Source organism: Pseudomonas sp. PVC-3-1 (genome assembly GCF_057444315.1).
In genome coordinates this window covers 448673-471006 of record NZ_CM172023.1, presented here as the reverse complement: position 1 = coordinate 471006, position 22334 = coordinate 448673, and the positions used below count along the sequence as shown (strand labels likewise).

The window sequence follows — 22334 nt, the reverse complement described above, 5'->3', positions numbered from 1 at the left end:
GATCTTGCGTTGAAAGCGATCTCTGGTATGATCCACGCCCTTAATTTGCGTGCGGTGCCCGGTAAAAGATCCCGCCCGCGGTCCTTGATGGCCGTGGCTCGGCTTCTGCCAGAGACTGGGTGGCGGCACACCACCGAGAGGAAGAGACCATGAAACCGGAAATCCATCCCGCGTACGAAGACATCGAAGCTACCTGCAGCTGTGGCAACGTGATCAAGACCCGTTCCACCCTGTGCAAGGGCATTCACCTGGACGTCTGCTCCGAGTGCCACCCCTTCTACACCGGTAAGCAGAAAGTTCTGGACACCGGCGGCCGTATCGACCGCTTCAACCAGCGCTTCGCCATGTTCGGCGGCAAGAAGTAAGATCGATTTCCGGGAAAGGCCCACGATGGTTTTTCACGGTAATTCGAAAAAGGCGTCCCTTGTGGGCGCCTTTTTTATGGCCGTCCTTTTTTCCCTGGACGCCAGCGCCGCTGGTTGCCCGAAGCCTTCGTCGCCCGAGACGGTGCGCGTGGCACGGGTGGTCGACGGCGACACGCTCAAGCTGGCCGACGGCCGCAGTGTCCGCCTGATCGGCGTCAACGCTCCGGAACTGGCTCATCATGGCCGCTCCGAAGAACCCTTTGCCGTTGCCGCCCAGCGCCGCCTGCAGCAACTGGTGGCCGCCAATGACGGCGAGGTCAGTCTGGTTGCCGGTCGGCAGGGCAAGGACAAGTACGGCCGCACCCTGGCCCATGCCTATGACGCTCTGGGTAATAACCTCGAATCTCGTCTGCTCGCCGAGGGCCTGGGCTACCTTGTAGCTATTGCCCCGAATACGGATCTCACCGCTTGCCAGCAGGCCGCTGAGCGCCAGGCCCGTAGCGCCAAGCTGGGTTTGTGGAAGCAGTCACCGGTGCAGACGGCGCAACAGATTCATGACAGCGGCTTTGCAGTGGTGCGCGGCCGGGTCGAGCAGGTGCAACGCAATCGCGGCGGCCTGTGGATCGATCTTGACGGCCCGCTGGTGCTGCGCATCGAAGCCAGGCTGCTCAGGCAGTTCGACGATGCCACTCTGCGCGATCTCAAGGGGCGGCAGATAGAGGCGCGCGGCTGGGTCATCGACCGCTCCGCGCGTGGTGGCGTGAAACCCGGACAGGCGCGCTGGATGCTGCCTGTGACCGACCCGGCGATGATGGAGGTATTGCCATGAGCTTGCGCTCGTTCGGAATTCTGACCCTGCTGGCGCTGCTGAGTGTTCTCGGCGGCTGCGCCACCAACCCCGCCACCGGCAAGACTGACTTCGTGATGATGAGCGAGCAGAGCGAACTGGAGATGGGGCAGAAGTACAGCCAGGAGATCAGCAAGCAGTACCCGCGTTACGAGGATGCGAAGCTGCAGGCCTACGTGCAGCAGGTCGGTGAGCGCGTGGCCCGCGCCGGCGACCGTCCGCAATTGCAGTACCACTTCACCGTCATCGACACCCCCGACATCAACGCCTTCGCTCTGCCCGGCGGCTACATCTATATCCACCGCGGGCTGATGGCCTATCTGGGCTCCGAAGCGGAGCTGGCCGCCGTGCTCGGCCACGAGGTCGGCCACGTCACCGCCCGGCATAGCGTCAAGCAGCAGAGCCAGTCCAGTGCCTGGGGCATCCTTGGCCAGGCCGTGGCCATCGGCACCGGCGTTGGCGCCGCAGCCGACCTCACCAACGTGCTCGGCACCGCCTTCGTGCGTGGCTATGGCCGCGACATGGAGCTGGAGGCCGACGGCCTGGGCGCCAAGTACCTGGCCCGCGCCGGCTACGATCCCACTGCCATGATCCAGGTGGTGCGAGTGCTGAAGAACCAGGAAGACTTCGCCCGCGATGAGGCCGCGCGCAAGGGCCAGGCCGCCCAGCCGGTCGGCTATCACGGCCTGTTCGATACCCATCCGGACAACGACCAGCGCCTCAAGCAGGTCATCGGCCCCGCGCAGGCCCTGGCTGCCAATAGCCAGCACGAGATCGGCGCGGAACGTTACCTGAAGGCAATCGACGGCATGCCCTTCGGCGACTCCGCTGCCAGTGGCGTGCGCCGCGGGCAGAGCTTCTACCATTCGGAGCTGGACTTCACCCTGACCTATCCGGCCGGCTGGGGCATCCTCAACCAGCCGACCGCGCTAGTGGGCTACACCGCTGACCAACAGGCCTACATCGGCATGAAGCTGGTGCCCCGGGAAGGCCAGCTGACCCCGGCGGAATACCTGCGCAAGGGCACTGGTGGGCGGTTATCGAACGAAGAAAGTTTCCAGCAGAACGGCCTGGACGTCGCCACTGGCGTGGTACCGGGCAATCCGGCCCGGCGCGCCGCGGTGATCTACCAGAAGGACCACGCCTACCTGTTCATCGGTGTGGTCAAAGGTCGCGCCTCGCTGGAGAGCGAGGACGACCACTTCATGCAGGTCATCCGCAGCTTCCGGCCGATGCGTGCGGACGAGCAGAAACTTGCGCAACCGCGCCGGATCGCCGTCGTTCAGGTCAAATCCGGGCAGACTGTCGAGCAGTTCGCGAAGGCAGAATCCGGACCGGAAACTGACTCAATAAATCGTATACGTTTATTGAATGACTTGTATCCAACTGGTCAGCCAAAATCGGGCGATTGGCTGAAAGTCGTACGCTAGAGGTCTTGACAGCAGGGGCTTGGGCTACCTTGGCAGGTGCGGGGTTTGTGCGTATGCTCGGGTCCCCGTCTGTCCAACAAGCAACAAAAGCGGAAGTGCCCAAATGTCTGATCTCAAGACCGCTGCCCTCGAATATCACGCCCAACCCCGCCCCGGTAAACTGAGCGTCGAGCTGACCAAGCCGACCGTCACCGCCCGCGACCTGTCGCTGGCGTACAGCCCGGGCGTCGCCGAGCCGGTGCGCGAAATCGCGCGTGATCCGGAACTGGCCTTCAAGTACACCGGCAAGGGCAACCTGGTCGCGGTCATTTCCGACGGCACCGCCATTCTCGGCCTGGGTAACCTCGGCCCGCTGGCCTCCAAGCCGGTCATGGAAGGCAAGGGCGTGCTGTTCAAGCGCTTCGCCGGTGTCGACGTGTTCGACATCGAAGTCGACGCCGAGAGCCCGCAGGCCTTCATCGATACCGTCAAGCGCATCTCCATCACCTTCGGCGGCATCAACCTGGAAGACATCAAGGCACCCGAGTGCTTCGAGATCGAGCGCGCGCTGATCGAGCAGTGCGACATCCCGGTCTTCCACGATGACCAGCACGGCACCGCCATCGTGACCGCCGCCGGCATGCTCAACGCCCTGGAAATCGCCGGCAAGAAGCTCGAGTCCGCGAAGATCGTCTGCCTGGGTGCCGGCGCTGCCGCCATCTCCTGCATGAAGTTGCTGGTGAGCATGGGCGCCAAGGTCGAGAACATCTACATGATCGACCGCCAGGGCGTAATCCACGCCGGCCGCAACGACCTGAACCAGTACAAGGCCGTGTTCGCCACCGAGACCGACAAGCGCACCCTGGCTGACGCCCTCGATGGCGCCGACGTGTTCGTCGGCCTGTCCGGCGCCAACCTGCTGAGCCAGGAAGACCTCAAGCGCATGGCGCCGAACCCGATCGTCTTCGCCTGCTCCAACCCGGACCCGGAAATCAAGCCGGAACTGGCCCACGCCACCCGCGATGACGTGATCATGGCCACCGGCCGTTCGGACTACCCGAACCAGGTCAACAACGTACTGGGCTTCCCCTTCATCTTCCGCGGTGCCCTGGACGTACGCGCCACCCGCATCAACGAAGAAATGAAGATCGCCGCCGCCCTGGCCCTGCGTGACCTGGCCAAGCTGCCGGTACCCAAGGACGTGTGCGACGCCTATGGCGTGAGCGCCATCGAGTTCGGTCGTGAGTACATCATTCCGAAGCCGATGGACAAGCGCCTGATTACCGTTGTCTCCGATGCTGTGGCCAAGGCCGCCATCGAGACCGGTGTGGCGACCCTGCCGTATCCGAAGCATTACCCGCTGCAGTCGGTGGAAGACGTCTTCAAAGGCTGATTCCGTCTGACCTGGAAAACCCCGCCTCGGCGGGGTTTTTCTTTTTCCGCTGAGTGAAACGAAGAGTTACCCATTAATGACTGAAGGCAGGGGCCTTCAGAGTCGTCCCGACTATGCTTCCCTGCTCATGCATTGAGGCGTCCGCTGTCCTGGAGCGGGCCGGGCGCATGGGGGAACATCATGAATCGGAGTTTGCTGGCAGTCGCCACCCTGGCGGCCAGCGCCGCGCTCATCGGTTGCGCAGGGGCACCACAAATGAGCTGGGATCGGCTGGGGGACTCGGCGCAGCGCGCCGTCACCAGCGCCGATGTCTGGGCACCGGTGGCCGGCGCGGCGGTGATCGCCGCGGGCGGCTGGGACCACAAGTGGCAGAAGTCGGCGAGCAACCACGACTGGTTCTTCGGCGGCGACGCCAACCAGGCCGCCGACCGCATGCTCAACCTGGCCACCGGCCTGAGCGTCGTCACCGCCCTGGTGGCCTCGCCCAAGGATGTGAGCACCGAGGAGAAATGGAGCTGGCGCGGGCGCAACCTGACGCTGCTGGCGGCGGATCGTTACGCGGTGACCGGTTTCGTCGAGGAGGCCAAGGAATGGTCCGGGCGCGAGCGACCGGACGGAATTCCCGATGACTCCTTCCCGTCCAAGCACACCGCCGTGACGGCCGTGCACAACAGCTTCACCCGTCGCAACCTGGACTATATCGACATGGACCCAACCTGGCGCTACACCGCCAAGGCCGGGCTCTACACCCTCGACGGGCTGACCGCACTGTCGCGCGTGGAAGGGGACAAGCACTACCCCACCGACGTGCTGGTGGGCATGGCGGTGGGTAATTTCTTCGCCAACTTCACCTACAACCTGTTCCTCGAAGGGCCGGAAAGCGAGCGCTACAACCTGGCGGTGGTCCCGGAAACCGGCGGTGGCATGAGCCTGCGCGCGGCCATGCTGTTCTGAGGATTGGCGCGGCGCCGTGGGCAGCGTCTAGTCTGAAGGCTTCTCTCCGGACGACGCCCTCGATGCCGCTGCGCCTGCTGCTGATTCTCTTGTTCCTGTGCGTTTCCAGCGCGGCGCGGGCTGGGGACGTGCTACGCATCGCTGCGGACCCCTGGCCGCCCTACGCGGGCGGCCAGCTGCCGGGCAATGGCGTGGCGGTGCATCTGGTACAAGCCGCCCTCAAGCGTGCCGGCTATGCCAGTGAATACATCGAGGTGCCCTGGCCGCGAGTGCTGCACGGCGTGGCGAACGGCGAGTACGACTTGGTGGCGGACGCCTGGTATGCGCCGGAGCGCGAGGCCTTTGCTCTCTATTCCGAGCCCTACCTGGTCAACCGCGTGCGTCTGATCAAGCGCCAGGGCTCTCCGATTACCTTCGCCAGGCTGGCCGATCTCTATCCGTACCGCATTGCCATGGTGCGTGGCTACGCCTATTCCGAGGCGTTCAACAACGACCCGAAACTACAGCGGGTGCCGGTGTTCAGCTTCGTCAACGCAGCGCTGATGCTGCAGGCCGGGCGCGTGGATCTGACATTGGAAGACGAGATCACCGCGCGCGTGCACCTCAATGGCGACCTCGCCGCGCTCAAGGGCCAGCTGGAATTCCTGCCGGTGCCGCTGGCCGAGAACGGCCTGCACATCCTGGTTGGTCGGCACAACCCGCACTCTGCGGAGATAGTTGCGGCGTTCAACAAGGCGATCCGCGAGATGCACGAAGACGGCAGCTACGACGCCTTGATGCGCGAGCACGGGCTGTAGCAACCTTGCCGAGCTTTCTGTAGGAGCGAGCTTGCTCGCGAACATCCCGAGCTCCGGAGTTGTGCTCGTTCGCGAGCAAGCTCGCTCCTACCCAGGCATCAGGCATCAGGCGGCTTCGGCCTGTTCCGCGCCGATGTCTTTCTTCAGCAGGTGCGCGGCCAGGGTACGCAGCGGCGTGAGCTGTCGGCAGATCAGCGCCAGTTGGGTCTGCACCAGGCGATGGGCGTCGTCCTGTTCCTCGGGCAGTTCTTCCAGGCGCTTGGCCAGCGCGTCTTCCTCATCGCTGTAGATAGCCACCGGGCGCCGCTCGTTGAGGCGCGTGGCGATGTCGTCGAGGCTGGCGGTCAGGCGCTCGGCAGCTTCGGTGATGAGGTCGTCGTTCACATCCGGCGGCAGCTGGTTGCGGTGCGCACCGAGGGCCGAGAGGTAGCTGAGCAGGGTGTGGGAGAGCACCAGGAAGCGGAAGCCGATCTCCGCGTCCTTCCGGAAGTGGCCGGGCTCCAGCAGCATGTTCGACAGCGTGGTGGAGAGCGTCGCGTCGGCGTTGTGTGCGTTGCGCCGGGCGGTGCGGTAGGCGAGGTCGTCGCGCTTGCCGTTGGCGTACTGCTGCATGATTTCCCGCAGGTAGCGGCTGTTGCAGGCCAGCGTTCCGCCGACCAGGCGATGCAGGCTGCGCCCGTGCCAGTCAGGCAGCACCAGGAACACCGCGATGCCGGCGATCAGCGCGCCGAGCAGGGTATCGAACAGGCGCGGCAGGATCAGCCCGTAGCCGTCGCCCACCTGGTTGAAGCAGAACAGCACCAGCAGGGTGATGGCCGCCGTCGCCAGGGTGTAGCGTGTGCTCCGCGTGGCGAAGAAGGCGACCCCGGCGACCACCGCCAGCAACGACTGAATCAGCGGGTTGGGGAACAGGTCGATCAGCGCCCAGCCGGCCACCAGGCCGATCAGCGTACCGAGAATCCGCTGCACCATGCGGATGCGCGTGGCGCCGTAGTTCGGCTGGCAGACGAACACCGTGGTGAGCATGATCCAGTAGCCCTGGGTCGGGTGGATCAGATGCAGCATGCCGTAGCCGGCGGCCAGTGCCAGCGACAGGCGCAAGGCGTGGCGGAACAGCAGCGACGTCGGCGATACCTGCAGGCGGATGCGCTCCAGCGCATCCTTGAACGAGCGTGGTGAGCGGTCCAGCAGCGTGCTGTCCTGCTCATCGTCCAGTGCGTCGGGGTTGCTTGCGCCACTGAGCTTGCGGTCCAGCGTGGTGAGGTTGGCAGCCAGTGCGCCGAGCGAGCGCAGTAGTCCGCGCCAGGCCGGATTGCCCTGCTGGCGCAGGTATTCCAGCGAGGCATTGAGATCGGCCAGGGCCAGTTCGCTGTCGTTGTAGTCGAACGGATGGCGCAACTGGATCGCTTTCGCCAGTGCCTTGCATGCCTTGCCCTGCTGGTTGAGCAGGCGCTGGCAGCGGAACAGCACGTCGCTGTGGAAGAAGGCTTCGGCGAGCTGGTTGTACGGGTAGTGCGAGGAACTCGCGCGCTCGTGGACGTCCTGGGCGATGAAGTAGAGCTTCAGGTAACGGCTGATCTTCGGGCTTGGCCGGCCGTGGGACAGGCGCGCAAGGATGGTTTCCTTGGCCTGGTTGAGCGCCACCACCACGCGGCCGTTCTGCCGCGCCAGCGCCAGGCGCTGGGCTTCGACGTCGAGCTGGCGCAGCGGCTCCAGCAGGGTCGACTTGATCTTCAGGTACTCGCCCAGTTCGAGGAACAGTTTCGCCAGGCTCTGCTGCACCGGCTGGTTGGCGAACAGTGCGTTCCACAGCACCGAGAGCAGGCCATACCAGCCCGCGCCCGCTACCAACAGCAGCGGCTCGCGCCAGAAGTCGGTCGGCGTGCCGCCGCGCTGGTCGACGCCGATCATGGTGTAGATCGACAGGATCAGTGTGGCTGAGGCGATCGCCGCATAGCGCTCGCCGAGGGCGCCGAGCAGGGTCATGGCAAAGGTCGAGAGCGCCAGCCCGGTGACAAAAAGGAGCGGGAAGGGGAACAGCAGCTCCACCGCCAGCGAGGCGATGCTGAAACATGCCAGGGTCACCAGCAGTGCCTGCAGGCGGCCGAGCCAGTGGTCGTCGGTTTCCGCCAGGGCGCTGGCGATGACGCCGAGGAACAGCGGGATCACCAGCTCCGGCCGGCCCTGCAGCCAGCACGTGAGCATGACCCCGCTGAGGGCGACGAACACCCGCAGGCTGTAGGCGAACTTGTCCAGCGCCCAGAGGCGCCGCAGAGACTGGAGCAGTGGGGAGGAGAGCATGCGCGTGCGGGACTTCCGGATGTCTGCTGCTCAGACTAGCGGATCGCTCCGGGCGCGGCTATCGCGAGCGCGACACGCAGCTGCACTTGCTTGCCAGCCGTGGCGGAATGCTCTTTGTAGGAGCGAGCTTGCTCGCGAACCGCATGGCATCGAGGTAGCCGGTAAACGCCGTTCGCGAGCAAGCTCGCTCCTACGGAAGATCAGTTCAGAGGATGCGCGCCTTGAACGAGCGGCCCTTGATCTTGCCTTCGTTGAAGTGCTTCAGCGCCTGCTTGGCCACATCGCGCTCGACGGCGACAAAGGCCTGGAAGTCGAAGATGGCGATCTTGCCAACCTGGGTACCTTTCAGTCCCGCGTCTCCGGTCAAGCCCCCGAGGATGTCGCCGGGGCGCAGCTTGTCCTTGCGCCCGCCAGCGATGGCCAGGGTGGTCATCGGCGGCAGCAGCGGAGTGTCGTTGGCTTTGAGGAAATCGATGCGTTCCCAGTTCAGCGGCGAGCCCTGCAGGTCTTCGATGGCCTGGGCACGGCTGGCTTCGGCGGGGGTGACCAGTGACAGCGCCAGGCCCTTCTCGCCGGCGCGGCCGCTGCGGCCGATGCGGTGGACGTGGACCTGCGCATCGCGCGACAGCTCGACGTTGATCACCGCTTCCAGCGCGGCGATATCCAGCCCGCGTGCGGCCACGTCGGTGGCCACCAGCACGCTGCAACTGCGGTTGGCGAACATGGTCAGCACCTGGTCGCGCTCGCGCTGCTCCAGGTCGCCGTGCAGGGCCAGGGCGGAAATCTTGCGGGCACTGAGCTGCTCCACCACTTCCATGCACTGCTGGCGCGTGTGGCAGAAAGCGACGCAGGACTGCGGGCGAAAATGCTGAAGTAGGCGTACGACGGCATCGAGGCGTTGCTTGGGATCGATCTCGTAGAAGTGCTGTTCGATCTGACTGTCGTCGTGCAGCGCTTCCACTTCCACGCGCTCGGGGTTCTTCAGGAACTTAGCCGCCAACTGGCCGATGCCATCCGGGTAGGTGGCAGAGAACAGCAGGGTCTGCCGGCGTGCCGGTGCCTGGCCGATGATATCGGCGATGCTGTCGTAGAAGCCCATGTCGAGCATGCGGTCAGCTTCGTCGAGTACCAGCGTGTTCAGACCATCGAGTTTCAGGGTGCCGCGGCGCAGGTGTTCCTGAATCCGCCCCGGCGTACCGACCACTACGTGGGCACCGTGCTCCAGGGAGCCGATCTGCGGGCCGAACGGCGTGCCGCCGCAGAGAGTCAGCACCTTGATGTTGTCGGCGGCGCGGGCCAGGCGGCGGATTTCTTTGGCGACCTGGTCGGCCAGCTCGCGGGTCGGGCACAGCACCAGTGCCTGGCAGCCGAAATAGCGCGGATTCAGCGGGCTGAGCAGGCCGATGCCGAAGGCCGCGGTCTTGCCGCTGCCGGTCTTGGCCTGGGCGATCAGATCGCGACCCTTGAGGATTGCCGGCAGGGCGGCGGCCTGGATCGGCGTCATCTCGCGATAACCGAGAGAGTCGAGGTTGGCCAGCAGGTCGGCCGACAGCGCGAGGCTGGAAAATGCAGAGGTGGTCACGAAGGGAGCCCGGGTGAATCCATATGGCCGCGCAGTGTAGCAGGAGAGCACCCTCAGGAGGCTGAGAAGCTGATATGGCAAGGGTTTGAGGCCGCTCGTCAGAATTTCTTCAGGCAGTGATGAACGGTTTTTTTAAGAGATTCGCTTTCCGCAGATATTTGTCGTAGAGTTTCCGCACTGTGTTTGCATGGGTCGCCGTCGATCGTGACCTGATGCGGTCGGTTATTCCACCCCGTCCTGCTCGACTCCTTGTAACTCCTTGCAACTCAGTTCCTGGCCATTCGTGGCTAATTTTCAAAAAGTACGTTCCAAGGAGAACACCATGTCGAATCGTCAGAACGGCACCGTCAAGTGGTTCAACGAGACCAAAGGCTACGGCTTCATTACCCCGGAAAGCGGCCCGGACGTGTTCGTACACTTCCGCGCTATCGAAGGTAATGGCTTCAAGACCCTGGCCGAAGGCCAGAAAGTCAGCTTCGAAGTCGTGCAGGGCCAGAAAGGCATGCAGGCCGAGCGCGTACAGGTGATCTAAGATCCCCTGGCGTCAGCCAAAAAAAGCCCCGGGTGGAAACATCCGGGGTTTTTTATTGCCTATGTTCTTATTGCCCACCGTGCCGCCATCGATTTTCCGGAGTCGCCATCCATGCCATCGCCCGCCTTCCGCCTGCTGCTCGCCGGCCTGCTCGTATCCGGCAGTGCCCTCGCCGCCGACGCGCCCGCGCAGCCCACTACCTGGGGTTGGGTGGAGACGCTCACGCTGATGCCCGAGCAGGCACCACTCAAGGCCAAGCTGGACACTGGAGCGCAGACCTCGGTAATGGATGCGCGCAACATCGCCCGGATCAAGAAGAACGGCGAGCGCTGGGTGCAGTACGACGTGATGCTGACCGACCCTGCCACCGGCAAGGAGGAGCGTCTGCCCTTCGAGCGGCGCGTCGAGCGCGTCCTCAAGTTCAAGACCGCCAGCGGTGTTGAGCGCGCTCCGGTCGTGCTGATGGACGTGTGCCTGGGCGGCAAGGTCTACCGCGAGCAGTTCACCCTGCGTGACCGCCAGACGCTGGATTACCCGGTGCTGCTGGGCCGTCGTACCCTGGAACACCTGGGCGCGGTGGACGCGTCGAAGACCCAGACTGTTGCGCCCACCTGCAAACCCTGATCAGTGCTCGGTGACATCGGTCTCCGGATCGACCCGGCGCGGCGTGGTGCGGCCGTCGTCGGCGTTCAGCTGGAAGAAGATCGCTGCCGCCAGCATGGATAACAGTCCAACGCTGAAATAGGTCGCGTGGAACGCCGACAGCACGTCGCCCTGCGCACTTTCGACGTCCCCGCTGAACCCGCCCAGCAGCGCTGCGGCACAGGCGATGCCCATGCCGATGGACAGCTGCATGACCACCGAGAGCAGGCTGTTGCCGGCGCTGGCGTTGTCGTCGCGCAGGTCGATCAGGCTCAGGGTGTTCATCGCGGTGAACTGCAGCGAGTTGATGCCGCCCAGCAACGCCAACTGCACCAGCAGCAGTGCGTAGGGCGTTTCCTGGTTGACCAGCCCAAGGCTGGCAATCATCGCGCCTAGCAGCAGGGTATTGCCCACCAGCAGTCTGCGGTAGCCGAACCAGTCCAGCAGCGGTCTTGCCAGCGATTTGATCACCATCGCTGCCAGCGCCATTGGGATCATCGTCATGCCCGCCTTCGACGGGCTGAATCCCAGGCCGAGCTGCAGCAGCAGTGGCGTGAGGAAGGGCAGGGAGCCGCTTCCCAGGCGCGCAAACAGATTGCCCAGTACACCGACGGCAAAGGTGCGCGTCTGGAACAGCGAGGGCGGGAACAGCGGCGCCTCGATCTTCAGCGCACGCAGCCAGTAGGCCGCCAGCAGCACCAGCCCGCCCACCAGCAGCAGGACCACGCGCACGTGGGGCATGTGCAATTCGCCGAGCCCTTCCAGGGCGATGGTGATCAGCACCATGGCGCCGCCGAACAGCAGGAAGCCGATCGAGTCGAAGCGCGTCGCGCGTACGCCGTGCAGGTCCGGCATCAGGCGCAGGGCGACGATGAAACCGACCAGTCCCACGGGCAGGTTGATCAGGAAGATCCAGTGCCAGCTGGCGTACTCCACCAGCCAGCCGCCGAGGGTCGGGCCCGCCAGGGGGCCGAGCAGGCCGGGGATGGTGACGAAGCTGAGGATGCGCACCAGCTCCGTGCGCGGGTACACGCGAAGGATCACCAGGCGCCCCACCGGCATCATCAGCGCGCCGCCGATGCCCTGCACCACGCGGGCGCCGACCAGCGTGCCGAGGCTCGGTGACAAGGCACAGAGCAACGAGCCGAAGCTGAACAGGAAGATCGCGAAGAGGAACACCCGGCGTGTGCCGAAGCGGTCGGAAATCCACCCGGAGGAAGGGATCAGCAGCGCCACGGTGAGCAGGTAGGCGATCACCACGCCCTGCATGCGCAGCGGGTCCTCTTCCAGCGAGCGGGCCATGCTCGGCAGTGCGGTGTTGAGGATGGTGCCGTCCAGGGCCTGCATGAAGAAGGCGATGGCCACCAGCCAGGGCAGCAGGCGGGCCACGCGGGGCGTGAGGATGAAGGGGTCGCTCATGGTCGGTCCGTCGGGCGGGGATGGCTCTAGCTTAGGGAAACTTTGGCGATCGCGGGGAAAAACGCCGCGACAGGGTGAGACGATCTTCCCCTGCGATCAGCCGAGTTGATTGTTCGAATGGGCTTTTGGCACGAGGTGGCGAGGGAGTTCCCCGTCGCTGCTCTGCGAAATCGGTCGTTGTCGACGTTGTGACCGAGCCGCGCTTTTCCTTTGCAGGCCCCCCATGGCGGAACAATGGCCCTCGCGCCCGGTCGATATGGCGTCCGGTACCCCCAGGAGACAGCGATGTCCGTCAAACCCCGTGTCACCCTCGCACTGGCCGCGCTGCTGGCGGCTTCCTCCGCGTTTGCCTTCAACCTGGGCGATGCTGCCAAGGCGGTGTCCGGCGTGACCGGCTCCGATACCTCGCGGGTCGCCTCCACGCCGCAGACCAGCGGCCTGCTCAGCGCCCTCACCGGCCAGCTCGGCGTCAGCGACGAACAGGCGCTCGGCGGTACCGGCGCGCTGCTCGGCCTGGCGAAGAACAAGCTCAGCACCGCAGACTATTCGCAGTTGGCCAAGACCGTTCCCGGCCTCGACAAGCTCACCGGCAGCAACGCCCTGGGCGGCCTCGGCGGGCAACTCGGCAACCTCGGTGGCGGCGCCTCCAGCGGCCTGCTGGGTAACGTCAGCAGTATGGGCGATGTGAGCAAGGCATTCGGCGCGCTGGGCATGGACCAGGACATGACCGGCAAATTCTCCAGTGTGCTGCTGGATTACCTCGGCAAGCAGGGCGCCAACAGCGACCTGCTCGGTACCCTGGGCAGCCTCTGGGGCACCGGCGCCTGATATCCGCCGGCCGGCGCGGAACCGCCGCGCGGCGCTCCGGTCCTATCGACGATCCGGCCCTGTCCTGGGGCCGGACATCCGCTTTCCGGAGCCGTCGATGCCCACCCGTTCCGTCGTCTTCCTGGCCGCCGCCTGGCTGGCCGTTTCCCCCGTGTTCGCCGCCACCTTTACCGACGCCAGCGAGCCTGTCGGGCAGGCGCAGGATGTGCCGCCGGCCGCCAATGCGCTGCTGGGCAACCTCACCAGGCAGCTGGGCGTCAGCGAGCAGCAGGCCATCGGCGGAACGGGTGCCATGCTGGCGATGGCGATGAACAGCCTGAAGGACACCGACACGGCGCAGTTGCAGAAATCCCTGCCAAACCTCGACCAGCTCGCGGGCAATAGTTCGCTGGGGGACCTGGGCGGCGCGCTGGGCGGTCTGGGCGGACTGGGTAGCGCCGCGGCGCTGCTGGGCGGGATCAACAACCTGCAGGACGTCGACCAGATCTTCGGTGTGCTGGGTATGGACCAGTCGATGATCGGCCGCTTCGCCGGGGTGATCCTCGACTATTTCACCGAGCAGGGCCTGAGCAACCAGTTGCTCGGCACCCTGGGCGGCCTCTGGGGCACGCCGGCCACCCCGTTGGTGCCGGCTGCGCCGGTCGCCGGACGGGGCGCGTAACGGGCGTCAGAACTCCTGGCGCAACTGCTCGATGCGCGCATCCTTCTGTTCCCACAACTGCGACACCCAGTTCTGCACGTACTGGCGGAATTCCGGATCGTTCTCGTAATCGCCCTGCCACAGCGCGGGGTCGATTTCGCGCGCCTGGATGTCGACGATGACGCGCGGCACGCGTCCGCACAGCAGGTCCCAGAAGCCCGGTCGCGGGCCCTTCGGGTAGACCAGGGTGACATCCAGCAGCGTATCCAGCTGCTCACCCAGGGCGGCCAGCACGAAGGCCACGCCGCCGGCCTTGGGCCGTAGCAGGTTCTGGTAGGGCGACTGCTGCTGGGCCTGCTTGGCCGGGGTGAAGCGGGTGCCTTCGAGGTAGTTCACCACGGTCACCGGCATGCGCTTGAACTTCTCGCAGGCGGCCTTGGTGATTTCCAGGTCCTTGCCCTTGAGCTCCGGGTGCTTCTCCAGGAAGGACTTGCTGTAGCGCTTCATGAAGGGGTAATCGAGCGCCCAGAAAGCCAGGCCGAGGAAGGGTACCCAGATCAGCTCCTTCTTCAGGAAGAACTTGAAATAGGGTGTCTTGCGGTTGAAGGCCTGCACCAGCGCCGGAATGTCGACCCAGGACTGATGGTTGCTGACCACCAGGTAGGAGGTGTCGCCGCGCAGCTGGGCGCTGCCGCGGATATCCCAGACGGTGGGAGTCATCAGCGCGAAGATGGCCTTGTCGATCTCCGCCCAGGTTTCGGCAATCCACATCACCCCGCGCGAGCACGCGTCCTTCGCGGCCTGGCCGGGGACGACCAGCTTGAGCAGCGCGATCAGCATCATCGGCCCGATCAGGATCAGGGTATTGAGCAACAGCAGGAGGCTGGCGATGACGCCTTTGACTGCTGGCATGGGGTCCATTCCTTGTGCGACGGTGGCGCGGCCATGATACGCAGACAATTGCCCTGGCCCAAGCGGCGCAGGTATGGCGAACCAATGGCCGCCGTGCTAGTCCTATGCGACGTATTCCACCCCGGAGATTTCGCGTGAAACGCGCCCTCGCTCTGCTTACCCTCATCGCACTGCCCGGCCTGGCTCTGGCCGCCGAGACCAAGCTCTACGGCCGCTACGAATGGGTCAGCCTGCCCGAACTCGACCAGACCCTGCAGGCCAAGATGGACACCGGGGCCTACACCTCCTCGCTGTCGGCCAAGGACATCCAGATTTTCCAGCGCGACGGCGAGGACTGGGTGCGCTTCAAGCTGGCCACCAAGGACGGCGGTGACTCGGTCTATGAGCACAAGCTCGCGCGCATCTCGAAAATCAAGAACCGCTCCGAAGGCGCCAGCGAAGACGAAGAGGAAGAGGCCAGCCCGGGTCTCAGCCAGCGTCCGGTGATCGAGCTGCCGGTGTGTCTGGGCGGCGACCAGCGCACCATCGAGGTCAACCTCACCGACCGCAGCCACTTCAACTACCCCTTCCTCATGGGCACCAAGGGTCTGCGCAAATTCCACGTTGCCGTCGATCCTGGCGAGCGCTTCGTGGCCGGCAAGCCAGACTGCTCCTGATCCACGATTGACGCGGCGCGGGGCATGATGGACCCTTCCGGGACTGTCCCGGGAATCGGAATCCCATGCCCCATATCCTCATCGTCGAAGATGAAGCCGCCATCGCCGACACGCTGCTCTATGCCCTGCAGGCCGAAGGCTTCGAAACCACCTGGCTGAACCTCGCCGGCGCCGCCCTCGAACGTCTGCAGCGCGACTCCTTCGACCTGGTCATCCTCGACGTCGGTCTGCCTGACATCAGCGGCTTCGAAGCCTGCAAGCAACTGCGACGATTCTCCGAAGTGCCGGTGATCTTCCTCACTGCGCGCAACGCCGAGATCGATCGTGTGGTGGGCCTTGAAATCGGTGCTGACGACTATGTGGTCAAACCCTTCAGCCCGCGCGAAGTCGCCGCGCGGGTCAAGGCCATCCTCAAGCGCACTGCGCCGCGCGAGGCACCCGCTGTCAGCGCCGAATCCAACGGCCCGTTCGCGGTGGACGAGGAACGCTTCCAGATCCGCTACCACGGCCACTCGCTGAGCCTGACCCGCCACGAATTCCGTCTGCTGCAAACCCTGCTGGCGCGGCCCGAACGGGTGTTCAGCCGCGAGCAGTTGCTCGACGCCCTGGGCGTTGCCGCCGACGCCGGTTACGAGCGCAACGTCGACAGCCACATCAAGAGCCTGCGCGCCAAGCTGCGCCAGGTCGCCCCCGCCGCCGAACCGATCCAGACCCATCGCGGCCTGGGCTACAGCTACGCGCCGGACAAGGGCTGATGCGCCTGTCGCTGCGGATATTCCTGGTCTACTTCTTCTTCGTCGGGTTGACCGGCTGGTTCGTCCTGCGCACGGTGATGGACGAAATCCGCCCCGGCGTGCGGCAGTCCAGCGAAGAGACCCTGGTGGATACCGCCAACCTGCTGGCCGAGATTCTGCAGGCCGACGTGAAGAGCGGTACCCTCGAACAGAGCCGGCTGCCCGCCATACTCCGCGCCTATGGCGCGCGTAGCCCGCAGGCGGACATCTGGGGCGTGAACAAGACCGCGGTGAACCACCGAATCTACGTCACCGATGCGCGCGGAATCGTCCTGCTGGATTCCCTCGGCAAGGCGGTGGGCCAGGATTATTCGCGCTGGAACGACGTCTACCGGACGCTGAACGGCGAGTACGGCGCGCGGTCCAGCCGCGAGTCGGCGGACGATCCGGAGTCTTCGGTGATGTACGTCGCCGCGCCGATCCGCGATGGCGAGAAGATCATCGGCGTGGTCTCGGTCTCCAAGCCCAACCGCACATTGCAGCCCTACATCGACCGCTCCCAACGACGCCTGGCCTGGCTCGGCGCCGGCCTGATCGTGCTCGGCCTGCTGGTGGGCGCGGGCCTGTCGTGGTGGCTCAGCCGTTCGCTGGATCGCCTGACCCGCTACGCCCAGGCGGTGAGCGAAGGGCGCCGCGCAGAGCTGCCGCGCTACCGCGGCGGCGAGATGGCGCAACTGGCTGGCGCGGTGGAGCACATGCGCGTGCAGCTTGAGGGCAAGGACTACGTCGAGCGCTATGTGCATACCCTGACCCACGAACTGAAGAGCCCGCTGGCGGCGATCCGTGGCGCGGCAGAACTGCTCGAAGGCGAGATGCCCGCCGAGCAGCGCGCGCGCTTCGTCGGCAACATCGCCGGGGAGAGCGAGCGCCTGCAGCAACTCATCGAGCGCCTGTTGAATCTCGCCCAGGTGGAACAGCGCCAAGGGCTGGAAGAGCACGTTCCGGTGCCGTTGCACGAACTGGCGAACGAGTTGATCGACGAACGCCTGGTGCGCGCGCAGGGCGTGCAACTGGAGAACGCCATCCCGCCACAGGCGACCGCCCTGGGCGAGCGATTCCTGTTGCGCCAGGCGCTGGGCAACCTGCTGGATAACGCGCTGGATTTCACGCCCGCCGGTGGTGTGATTCGCTTCGATGCGCAGCCTGAAGGCGAGGGCTGGCGCGTGGAGTTGTTCAATCAGGGCGAGGCGATTCCTGAGTTCGCCTTGCCGCGCCTCACCGAACGCTTCTACTCACTGCCGCGTCCGGCGAGTGGTCGAAAGAGTACCGGGTTGGGCCTCAACTTCGTCGCTGAGGTGGCGGCACTGCATGGCGGTGAACTGACTGTCGAGAACGTCGATGGCGGGGTGCGCGCCGGGTTGCTCTTGCCTTCGTAGGAGCGAGCTTGCTCGCGAAGCTGAACCTCGCAGCGGGGCTGTTCGCGAGCAAGCTCGCTCCTACAGGTTGCCTCGACGCCACACAAATCCCACACAGTTTCCATATTCCGCCCTGAGCGCCCCCACGCAGGGTCCGCAAGCTTTCTCCGTCGTCCAACCACGGAGAAAGCCTTCGATGAACCGCCAACTCGGCATCAAGCTCGGCGCCATTGCGCTGCTGATCGTCCTCCTGCTCATTCCCCTGCTGATGATCGACGGCCTGGTCGACGAGCGTCAGAGCTACCGCGACGAAGTCCTGCAGGATATCGCCCGCAGCGCGAGTTACAGCCAGCAACTCACCGGCCCGCTGGTGGTCGTGCCCTATACCCGCACCATTCGCGGCTGGCGCCTGGACAAGGCGAGCCAGCAGCGTGTGCTGCAGGAGCGCGAAGTGCGCGGCCGGCTGTACTTCCTGCCGGAAGTCTTCAGCCTCGACGGGCAGATGCGTACCGAACTGCGTCATCGCGGCATCTACGAGGCGCGCCTGTTCCATGCCGAGAGCCAGGTCAGCGGCAGCTTCGTCCTACCGGCCAATTACGGCATCACCAGCGACCTGGGCAGCTACCGTTTCGACGACCCGCTGCTGGCCGTTGGCATCAGCGATGTGCGCGGCATCGAGAATGCGCCGAAGCTGAAGGTCGGTGAAGAACTGCGCGACTTCCAGCCGGGCACCCAGAGCCAGTTCCTCGGCAACGGTGTGCATGCGGTGCTGCCATTCAAGGCCAGCGACCGCGAGCAGCGTTTCGACTATGCCTTCGAGCTCTCGCTGCTGGGCAGCAGTCGCCTGGATATCATTCCGGTCGGCCGCGACAGTCAGGTCAACCTGGTGTCGGACTGGCCGCACCCCAGCTTCGGCGGCGAATTCCTGCCCACTGAGCGCAGCATCAGCGAGAAGGGCTTCAGCGCGCGCTGGCGCACCAGCTTCTTCGCCACCAACCTGGAGGACCAGTTGCGCGCCTGCACGGCGCCGGCCCAGGCGGACGTTGCCCGCGCGGTCGGCGCGGACGATCCGGATACATCCCGCGCCAGCACCGCCGAGTGCAGCGAGTTCGGCCAGCACCGCTTCGGCGTGGCACTGGTGGACCCGGTGGACCAATACCTGAAGACCGACCGCGCCGTGAAGTATGCGCTGCTGTTCATCGTCCTCACCTTCGCCGGATTTTTCCTCTTCGAAGTACTCAAGCGCCTGTCGGTGCACCCGATCCAGTACGCGTTGGTGGGCATGGCGCTGGCGTTGTTCTACCTGCTGCTGCTGTCGCTCTCCGAGCATGTCGGTTTCGAATTGGCCTACCTGCTGTCCGCTGGCGCCTGTGTCGGGCTGATCGGCTTCTATCTCTGCCACGTGCTGCACAGCCTTTGGCGCGGCGCCGGCTTCAGTGCAGGACTGGCCGGGCTCTACGGCATGCTCTACGCGCTGCTCAGCGCCGAGGACTACGCCTTGCTGATGGGCTCGCTGCTGTTGTTCGGCTTGCTCGGCGGCGTGATGGTGCTGACCCGTCACCTGGACTGGTACGGCATCGGCAAGCCCCGTGGCGATGACCTCGACTTTTCCCTGGAAGACGTGCGCGTGCAACGTTAAGGAGAACGGAAATGCCCAACCTGATGCGTTTTTCCCTGTGCCTGTTCATTGGACTGCTGATCAGTGGACTGTGCCTGCCGGTGCTGATGCTGCTCGGCCGCTTCGACTGGATTGCCCTGCTGGTCGCCACCGGCAAGCCGCTGGCGTACCTGGCGCTGTTGCTGCCGGGCGACCTGTGGACGCAACTCACCGGCGTCGAGGACGCGGCGAACAATCCTCACGTGCGCTCCTTCCTGGAGATGTGCATGGGCGTGGCCCAACTCGGCCTGCTGCTGGCGCTACCGATCTATCGCTTCGGCCGCCAGGAGAAGCAGTCATGAGTGCGTGGGCCGGGCTGCGCGAGGAGCGCGAGGTGGGACGGCGGCTGGCGCGACAGATTGCCGGGCTGTTCGAGCAGGGGATGAGGCAGAGGGAGAGGCGTGATGAACGTTTTCAGCGGCGGGTGGTGCGGCACAGCCAGTCGATGATGAAGACCTGGCGCAGCCGGCTTCCCCTCACCCCAACCCTCTCCCGGGGGGAGAGGGGGCTGGGCGGTGCAGGTTGGCGGGTCTGGAGCACGCCGGCTCGCTTGTGGAACTGCGCACCGTAGGATGGGTGGAGCGCAGCGATACCCATCAAACCGTCAGGCCGGAACGGTCGCCTGCATCGACGGCCGCTGGCTGATCTCGGCGAACCACTTCGCCAGTTGCGGATAGTCAGCGCGCCAATCCCAGTGCGGCTGGCGGAAGTCCAGATAGCCCAGCGCACAGGCCACGCCGATGGCGGCGATATCGAAACGCTCGGCCAGCTCGGCGTGGGCCGGGCCGTCGAAGTAGGCCAGGCTGCGGACGATCTTCAGTTGCTGGTTGTCCAGCCACTTGTCCCAGTGTTTTTCCTGCGGGCGCATGGCGGTTTCGTAGCGGATCAGCACGGCGGCATCGAGCACCGCGTCGGCCAGCGAGGCGAGGGTGAGGCGACGCCAGCGCGCCGCGCCTTCGCGGGGGATCAGCGGTTCGCCGGTGTGCTGCTGGTCGAGGTATTCGAGGATCACCCGGCTGTCATGCAGGGTCTGGCCGTCGGCCAGGCGCAGGGCGGGAATCTTGCCGGCGGGGTTGTCCTGCAGCACGCCGGCGTCCGGCGCGATGGGCGTGTGGACGGCGGCGTACAGCTCCACGGAGTCGACCTGGCCGGTCTCGTGCAGCAGGACCATGACCTTGCGCACGAAGGGCGAAGCGGCGGCGTGGAACAGGACGGGACGGGTACTCATCAACGACTCCTCGGTGGGTTCAATCTTGCAGGACGACCAGGCGATCGGTGCCGGATTCGGCGCCCCACACCTCGCCGGGCCGGCCGAGCAACTGGCGCACATTGGCGTGTTCGTGGTCGCTCGGGTAGGCGGTGAATTTCTCGCTTTGCGGATCGAAGCGCAGCAGGGCGTTGGCGGCGAAATCGCTCAGCCACACCTGGTCCATGGCATCGACGTAGACTGCGTAGGGCTGCGGATGATCGCCGGGCAGCTTCCAGGTTTTCCATTGGTTGTCGCTGGGGTCGAAGCGCGCCAGGCTTCCGGCGTTCCACTGGCTGATCCACAGCCGCCCTACAGAGTCGGCCCACAGGCGACGCGGGCCGCTGTCGTTGCCGGGCGCGTCGAAGGTGGTGGCGTTATCAGCGATATCGTCGACCTGGCCGATGTAGTTGCCCGCGAGGGACGCATACCAGACGCCTCCATCCGGAGTCACGGCGATGCCGTAGGGGCCCTTGCCGCGCGGCGCCGGCCAGACCTTCAGGTCGCGGCTGTCCGGGTCGAGCCGACCATAGAAGCCATTCTGCCCGGTGAACCACAGCACGCCGTCGTCATCGAATACCGCAGTGTTGAGATTGGCGTTGGCCGCCTCCCTGGGCAGCGGGATGACTTCCACGCCCAGGCGCTGGGCGTCGACGTGGACGATGGCGTTGAGGCCGCTGTCGGTGATCCAGGCATCGCCATTCTCGTCGGCGATCACGCCGTGGGGACTGGAGCCCTTGCCGAGACTGATCTGCTCGCTCTGCCCGGTCTGCGGATCGAGCCGGCCGAGCACGCCGAGTTTCTGCGCGGTGTACCAGACCTTGCCGTCCTCGGTGGGCGCCACGTCGTGCGGGCCGGATCCCTTGGGCAGGTCGAAGTACTTCACTTGCGTGGCGTGGGCGCCGGTGGCCAGCAACAAGCCGGCGAGCAGCAGGCCGCTCAGGGGGAGGGACAGGACGCGAGGCATGGGCTCTCCTTGGCAGAGTCCGGAAGGTGATGAGACTGTACGCCGGTCAGTGTGGCCGACGAAATGAAGGAGAGCGGTTGTGACGACGATTTCCGTATTGGGGGCGGCGTGCCGCCAGGGCTCGCCGGTAAACGATGACGCCATAGGCTATACCGCCACGGCAGCCTGGGTGCTGGATGGCGCGACCAGCCTGGGTCGTGGCCTGGTGGGCGGCGAGAGTGATGCGCGCTGGCTGGCGCAGAGCGCCAATGCGCATCTTCAGAGCCTGCTGGAGGAACAGCCGTACAGGCCGACGCAAGACCTGCTGGTGCAATTGCAGGCAGGCATCGCCGCGGACTTCCAGCGTGATTCCGGCGTGGCCGTGAGCCTGGAGCTCAACCTGCCCACCGCCTGCCTTAGCCTGCTGCGGCTGCTGGGCGATGGCTCGCTGGAACTGCTCAATCTCTGCGACACCTGCATCCATCTGGCGTGGGATGACGGGCATGTAGAGAGCTTCGGCGACACTCCGCTGGAGGAGATCGACCGGCAATCCGTTGCGCGCCTGATCGCGCTGCGTGAGGCTAATCCGGACTGGAATCACGAGCAGCTCTGGCAGGCCAGCCGCGAATGGGTGCGACGTAACCGTGCGCTGGCCAACACGCCGGAAGGCTACTGGTGCCTCGACCCGAGCGAGCGCTGGATTCCCCATGTGCAGCGCCGGGTGCTCGACCCGGCGGGGTTGAAGGCTTTCATGCTGGTGACCGATGGCTTCGACCGGCTACTGGATTTCCGTCGCTACGACCTGGATTCGCTGTTCGCGGCGCTGCCCGAACGTGGCGTCGAAGCGCTGATCGATGAATTGCGCGCGCTGGAAGGCGCCGACGGCCAGGCGCTGGACTATCCGCGCCTGAAGATCCACGACGATGCGAGTGTGGTGTGGGGAGTCGTGCGTGGCTGAGGCCGGAGCGCCCCGATAACTCTGAGGGATGGCATTGCGTAGGAGCGGACTCCGTCCGCGATGACTCCACAGCGCGCCGGCCCTATCGCGGACGGAGTCCG

22 protein-coding genes are annotated in these 22334 nt (G+C 65.4%); 16 read left to right on the top strand and 6 right to left on the bottom strand.

Annotated elements, in window-relative coordinates; all coding sequences use genetic code 11:
• The first annotated feature begins 149 nt into the window (after positions 1-149).
• The 6 genes from rpmE (at position 150) to AC2T4A_RS02275 (ending at position 5765) form a co-directional block, all read left to right on the top strand.
• A complete protein-coding gene (rpmE, locus tag AC2T4A_RS02300) occupies positions 150-365 on the top strand; it encodes a 50S ribosomal protein L31 (protein WP_024766509.1) in 216 nt (71 codons plus the stop codon).
• Positions 366-441: 76 nt separating this feature from the next.
• Complete coding sequence (locus AC2T4A_RS02295) at positions 442-1194, top strand: thermonuclease family protein (RefSeq protein WP_416743500.1); 753 nt, start codon at positions 442-444, stop codon at positions 1192-1194.
• The gene (locus AC2T4A_RS02290; RefSeq protein WP_486742652.1) at positions 1191-2642 is read left to right on the top strand and encodes a M48 family metalloprotease; all 1452 of its coding nucleotides are present in this window, start codon (positions 1191-1193) and stop codon (positions 2640-2642) included. Before AC2T4A_RS02295 ends, AC2T4A_RS02290 begins: the two co-directional genes overlap by 4 nt.
• A gap of 103 nt (positions 2643-2745) precedes the next feature.
• The gene (locus AC2T4A_RS02285; protein ID WP_416743497.1) at positions 2746-4014 is read left to right on the top strand and encodes a malic enzyme-like NAD(P)-binding protein; all 1269 of its coding nucleotides are present in this window, start codon (positions 2746-2748) and stop codon (positions 4012-4014) included.
• Positions 4015-4194: 180 nt separating this feature from the next.
• Positions 4195-4968 (top strand): phosphatase PAP2 family protein, encoded by a 774-nt coding sequence (locus tag AC2T4A_RS02280; RefSeq protein ID WP_416743495.1) that lies wholly within the window; start codon positions 4195-4197, stop codon positions 4966-4968.
• A 62-nt stretch (positions 4969-5030) separates the two neighbouring features.
• Entirely contained in the window at positions 5031-5765 is a 735-nt protein-coding gene (locus AC2T4A_RS02275; protein ID WP_486742651.1) for a substrate-binding periplasmic protein, read from the top strand.
• Positions 5766-5870: 105 nt separating this feature from the next.
• Here AC2T4A_RS02275 and yccS read toward each other — a convergent pair whose 3' ends face one another.
• The gene (gene yccS / locus AC2T4A_RS02270) at positions 5871-8066 is read right to left on the bottom strand and encodes a YccS family putative transporter (protein ID WP_486742649.1); all 2196 of its coding nucleotides are present in this window, start codon (positions 8064-8066) and stop codon (positions 5871-5873) included.
• 205 nt (positions 8067-8271) lie between these two features.
• On the bottom strand, positions 8272-9648 hold the full coding sequence (gene dbpA / locus AC2T4A_RS02265; protein ID WP_416743490.1) for an ATP-dependent RNA helicase DbpA: 1377 nt from the start codon (positions 9646-9648) through the stop codon (positions 8272-8274).
• 322 nt (positions 9649-9970) lie between these two features.
• On the opposite strand from dbpA, the gene AC2T4A_RS02260 reads away from it, so the two are divergent.
• Positions 9971-10180, top strand: coding sequence for a cold-shock protein (locus AC2T4A_RS02260; RefSeq protein ID WP_017520182.1), 210 nt, complete (start codon positions 9971-9973; stop codon positions 10178-10180).
• A 111-nt stretch (positions 10181-10291) separates the two neighbouring features.
• Positions 10292-10804 (top strand): retropepsin-like aspartic peptidase RloA3, encoded by a 513-nt coding sequence (rloA3, locus tag AC2T4A_RS02255; protein WP_478378290.1) that lies wholly within the window; start codon positions 10292-10294, stop codon positions 10802-10804.
• Here the strand turns inward: rloA3 and mdtD are convergent, their stop codons facing one another.
• Positions 10805-12241 carry a multidrug transporter subunit MdtD gene (gene mdtD / locus AC2T4A_RS02250; RefSeq protein ID WP_416743488.1) on the bottom strand — a complete coding sequence of 479 codons (1437 nt, stop codon included), beginning with the start codon at positions 12239-12241 and terminating at the stop codon, positions 10805-10807.
• Positions 12242-12526: 285 nt separating this feature from the next.
• Here mdtD and AC2T4A_RS02245 point away from each other — a divergent pair, with 285 nt between their 5' ends.
• Together AC2T4A_RS02245 and AC2T4A_RS02240 are read left to right on the top strand one after the other, a co-directional pair.
• The gene (locus tag AC2T4A_RS02245) at positions 12527-13069 is read left to right on the top strand and encodes a DUF2780 domain-containing protein (RefSeq protein ID WP_486742648.1); all 543 of its coding nucleotides are present in this window, start codon (positions 12527-12529) and stop codon (positions 13067-13069) included.
• A gap of 97 nt (positions 13070-13166) precedes the next feature.
• Positions 13167-13730 (top strand): DUF2780 domain-containing protein, encoded by a 564-nt coding sequence (locus tag AC2T4A_RS02240; RefSeq protein WP_416743485.1) that lies wholly within the window; start codon positions 13167-13169, stop codon positions 13728-13730.
• A gap of 6 nt (positions 13731-13736) precedes the next feature.
• On the opposite strand, the gene AC2T4A_RS02235 is transcribed toward AC2T4A_RS02240, so the two are convergent.
• Entirely contained in the window at positions 13737-14621 is an 885-nt protein-coding gene (locus AC2T4A_RS02235) for a 1-acylglycerol-3-phosphate O-acyltransferase, YihG family (RefSeq protein WP_416743484.1), read from the bottom strand.
• 134 nt (positions 14622-14755) lie between these two features.
• On the opposite strand from AC2T4A_RS02235, the gene rloA2 reads away from it, so the two are divergent.
• The 5 genes from rloA2 to AC2T4A_RS02210 all read left to right on the top strand — a co-directional run bounded on the left by rloA2 (position 14756) and on the right by AC2T4A_RS02210 (position 19385).
• A complete protein-coding gene (rloA2, locus tag AC2T4A_RS02230) occupies positions 14756-15277 on the top strand; it encodes a retropepsin-like aspartic peptidase RloA2 (RefSeq protein ID WP_416743483.1) in 522 nt (173 codons plus the stop codon).
• Positions 15278-15342: 65 nt separating this feature from the next.
• Positions 15343-16032: a two-component system response regulator CreB gene (gene creB, locus AC2T4A_RS02225; RefSeq protein WP_478378286.1), complete on the top strand. Its 690-nt coding sequence runs from the start codon at positions 15343-15345 to the stop codon at positions 16030-16032.
• Positions 16032-17447, top strand: coding sequence for a two-component system sensor histidine kinase CreC (creC, locus tag AC2T4A_RS02220; RefSeq protein WP_486742647.1), 1416 nt, complete (start codon positions 16032-16034; stop codon positions 17445-17447). Before creB ends, creC begins: the two co-directional genes overlap by 1 nt.
• Positions 17448-17622: 175 nt before the next feature.
• Positions 17623-19065, top strand: a complete 1443-nt coding sequence (gene creD, locus AC2T4A_RS02215; protein WP_416743479.1) for a cell envelope integrity protein CreD — start codon at positions 17623-17625, stop codon at positions 19063-19065.
• Positions 19066-19076: 11 nt separating this feature from the next.
• On the top strand, positions 19077-19385 hold the full coding sequence (locus tag AC2T4A_RS02210; RefSeq protein WP_478378283.1) for a hypothetical protein: 309 nt from the start codon (positions 19077-19079) through the stop codon (positions 19383-19385).
• 302 nt (positions 19386-19687) lie between these two features.
• Here the strand turns inward: AC2T4A_RS02210 and AC2T4A_RS02205 are convergent, their stop codons facing one another.
• Together AC2T4A_RS02205 and AC2T4A_RS02200 are read right to left on the bottom strand one after the other, a co-directional pair.
• Complete coding sequence (locus AC2T4A_RS02205) at positions 19688-20311, bottom strand: glutathione S-transferase (RefSeq protein ID WP_416743477.1); 624 nt, start codon at positions 20309-20311, stop codon at positions 19688-19690.
• Positions 20312-20330: 19 nt separating this feature from the next.
• Entirely contained in the window at positions 20331-21296 is a 966-nt protein-coding gene (locus tag AC2T4A_RS02200; RefSeq protein WP_416743475.1) for a Vgb family protein, read from the bottom strand.
• 79 nt (positions 21297-21375) lie between these two features.
• On the opposite strand from AC2T4A_RS02200, the gene AC2T4A_RS02195 reads away from it, so the two are divergent.
• Complete coding sequence (locus tag AC2T4A_RS02195) at positions 21376-22233, top strand: protein phosphatase 2C domain-containing protein (RefSeq protein WP_486742646.1); 858 nt, start codon at positions 21376-21378, stop codon at positions 22231-22233.
• Positions 22234-22334: the final 101 nt, after the last annotated feature.